The organism is Peribacillus psychrosaccharolyticus ATCC 23296 (assembly GCF_000305495.1).
Lineage (GTDB): Bacteria > Bacillota > Bacilli > Bacillales > DSM-1321 > Peribacillus > Peribacillus psychrosaccharolyticus.
Genome location: NZ_AJTN02000079.1, coordinates 1 through 3,505 on the forward strand (window position 1 = coordinate 1; position 3,505 = coordinate 3,505).

Here is a 3,505-nt window from a genome sequence, read left to right on the forward strand (position 1 = left end):
TTTTTTATGCTGTTTGATTCCGTTTTTTTATCGTCATTCCCGTAAAGAGAATAATAAGTAGTAAAACAAGTTGTGGTAAAAGCGTTTCTACTGTTGGATAAAGCCCAATCCAATCGATAAATGGGAAGGAATGAAGTGTATGTATCGAGATCGTCTTTGATACTTGTAGAGCATGAACACTAACACCTAGTATTTTAAATGCTAATAAATAGATAAAGACGGTCGCTGCTTTAAAGAATACACTGATGGGAATTTTCACACTATATCTCATGATTAATACCCCCGCCACAATTAAAATGACCAAAGCAAGGACAATTCCAGTCACCAGCTGCTGCAAACTCATATACGGTGACATACCCGCATAGAAAATGATGGTCTCTGCTCCTTCACGGAAGATGGACAAAAAGCTCACCATAGCAAAAGATATAACGCTGCCGGTAGTAATGGCTTGTGTCATCTGTTTATTTATATAGCGATTCCATGATTTTATATTTGCCTTACTATGAAGCCACGCTCCAACACTGACCATCATCACAACAGCCGCAATGCCCGTGATCCCTTCAATATATTCTCGACTGGATGCGGCGGTTATTTTTGAAAAGACAATATTTATAACAATAGCTAATATCGCACTGGCTAGTAAACCAGCAACTACCCCGGCCCAGATCCATTTTTGTTTGTCTCCCTGATTCACTTTTTTCAAAAAGGCTAGCAGCGTAGCCACAATCAGCAAGGCTTCAAGACCTTCACGAAGGAGAATTAAGGCGGCATCCCACGTTGAATAGCTCGTCTCTGAAATAAGCGGCAGCATCCTTTCATGTAAGTCCTCAATAATGGTCTGAGCTTCTTCAGTTTTAGCTTTTTTGGATTCCAGCAGACTGATTGCCGTTGGCACCTGTGTTTCCATATCACTGTAAAGCTTACTGTCTCGGGTTGATACATCCCCCTCGACCATCGGCCAAATAGTTAGTATTTCATTTAGCTTCTGAATCGCTGTGGACTTCTCATCGTTTTTCAGTGCTTGTCCGCTCGCTTGTAACAGTTCAGTTACATCCGATAATGTGAAGCTGTCAGCTTCGGCTTTTTTCACATTTCCAGACAGAAAGTTATCTATAGCTGTCCTTAAATGATCTAAATTATTGACTGCCTTTTCCTGATCCGCCGGTTCTTGCGTAATGCCGATCCGGACGAAGGCCATATATTTTTCAATTTCACCGTATGAAACCACACTTTCCTCACGAACAATGCTCTCCACTTCTTTATTCCAAACATTCAAGAGAACTTGATAATCTTTTTTTGCCTTTTCAAAGTCCTGATTCGCAATTGATTGATCTAATTCAGTAATAAATGGAAGCAGCTGTTTTACAGTATCTGTATGTTTGCTTGTATCCACTGGATTTTGTTCTAGATCGTACGCTATAACCGCACTTGAAAGGGCTGATAAAATAGGTTTGAGATCCTGAGTATCTTCTTCCTTTTTCAGTGCATGTTTTACTTCAAGCAGCTGTTGATCCACAACTTGAGCCAGCTCACTGTCTTTTCGCGTACTTTGCCATTCCTTTTCAAACTCATTCATGTTGCTGACGATTCTCTCTTTTTCCCCACTTTTCGCTTTCATTAAGCTATCACCGATATAAATAAATAGTTCATCATGATTATCTTCAGCCTGTACGGCCAGCGGAATCGCCGAAAAAACCATTCCAATTATGATCATGAATCCAAGAAACTGTTTCCACTTACCTACTAGCATGCTTCCCACGCACTCCTTTAAAAGAAGACACTTTAATTAAAAAGTGTCTCTCCGATATATCCGCCTTTTTTTACTCCAGGTAAACACGCAAAAAGTGCGCTGCCTCGGTGGATGATATATTCATTTAATTTGTCAAGACCTGCCAGCCTCTGCTGCATCGGAATGAATTGCTTGCTTGGGGTCCTTTGAAAGGCTATAAATAATAACCCCGCATCGATACTTCCTGTTTTCGAATCCATTCCACCCGCATACGAATATGAGCGCCTTAATAGTTGCTGCGTACCATCGCCACGGGCTAGCCGCATATGAGCAGTCTCTGGAATAACAAACTTTCCATTCTCATCTTTTTCTTCTAAATCTGGCTCATCAAATTCTTGTTCCTTGCCGAGCGGCGCTCCACTCATTCGCTTACGGCCAAAGGTTTCTTCCTGATCCTTTAATGTTGTTCGGTCCCAGACCTCAATGTACATTTGAATACGACGAACCGCCATATAGCTTCCACCCACAAGCCAATTCGGGCCATCACCAGGCTGAACCCACACTTGTTTCAAATCTTCTTTACTATCTGGATTAACCGTTCCATCTTTAAATCCGAATAAGTTACGTGGGGTTTCTTTAACATTCCCAGCATTTTTGGTTCGTTGGAATCCAGTCTGTGCCCAGTGAATGATCAGTTTCCCTCTAGCAATCCGGACTAAATTTCTTACAGCGTGAAACGCAACCTGTGGATCATCCGCACAAGCCTGAATGCAAATGTCGCCGCCGCACCATGTTTCATCTAACGCATCAAAGGAAAACTTCGGCAAATCTTTAAGCTCCTTAGGCTGTTTGGAACGCAAACCAAATCGGTCCTGTCCGTTTTTAACAAAAAGGGATGGACCCACGCCAAATGTTATCGTCAAGTTAGCAGGAGACAGCCCCTCAGCTTCTCCAGTATCCTTGGGTGGTAAAAATCCATTTGATGATAAATCACCGACTGGTTTTCCTTTCATAAGATTCGAAGCAGCCACTGTCCAATCCTTAAAAAGCTTAATTAGTTCACGTTTATCGGTAGTCGTAATTTCAAGAGAGGCAAAATACAAGTTATCCTGCATGGCAGTAACAATGCCTGCCTGATGCGCACCGTAAAAAGGAACCGTATCTCCTCTTTTATTCTCTTCTGGTGCAGCTGCAGTAGAAAGTGACATCACGCCTCCTATACCGGCGGCGCCAATTAGTACACCGACTCCCCCGATTCCCGCTGTTTTAAGCATGTCTCGTCTAGATACCTTTTTTGACAAAAGGGACGCTGATTCACTTTCAGAAATAGATGAATCGCTCACTTAAGATTCCTCCGTTACTATTCCAATCTGAGAAAGAGGTTCAGCAAGAGCATCAATTGACTGACTTAACTCTTTAATTTCTTGCTTATCCAATTTATCATAAAGGGTATAATCTTCTCCTTGCTTCTGCTCGTTTAAAAGATTGTAAACGACAGCAAATTGAGTATCAATCTCCGTCACAAGCGCTTCGTCTTTTTCCTTAAGAGCTGGAGTCAATATAGAAAAGATTTTTTCTGCTCCTTGAACATTTGCAGCAAAATCATATAAGTCTGTATGAGAATAGCGATCTTCTTCTCCCGTTACTTTTGAGGTTGATACTTCATTTAACAGATCCACTGCACCCGTTATTAATAATTCAGGTGTTACTTCAACCGTTTCAACCTTTGCACGAAGTAAGTTAACATCTTTCATCAACTGTTCAGCATATTCTTCA

At 41.5% G+C, this 3,505-nt stretch carries 3 protein-coding genes; all 3 read right to left on the reverse strand.

Features of this window, described 5'->3' with window-relative positions:
- Nucleotides 1-4 precede the first annotated feature (4 nt).
- A complete protein-coding gene (locus WYK_RS05925) occupies nt 5-1,750 on the reverse strand; it encodes an FTR1 family iron permease (RefSeq protein WP_040373641.1) in 1,746 nt (581 codons plus the stop codon).
- 32 nt (nt 1,751-1,782) lie between these two features.
- The gene (gene efeB / locus WYK_RS05930; RefSeq protein ID WP_081704785.1) at nt 1,783-3,072 is read right to left on the reverse strand and encodes an iron uptake transporter deferrochelatase/peroxidase subunit; all 1,290 of its coding nucleotides are present in this window, start codon (nt 3,070-3,072) and stop codon (nt 1,783-1,785) included.
- The coding region (locus tag WYK_RS05935) for an EfeM/EfeO family lipoprotein (RefSeq protein ID WP_040373642.1) at nt 3,073-3,505 on the reverse strand (433 nt) is incomplete at its 5' end.

Coding starts and splice junctions, on each gene's coding strand:
- WYK_RS05925 (WP_040373641.1), bottom strand. CDS start 1,750: ATGCTAGTAGGTAAGTGGAAACAGTTTCTTGGATTCATGATCATAATT.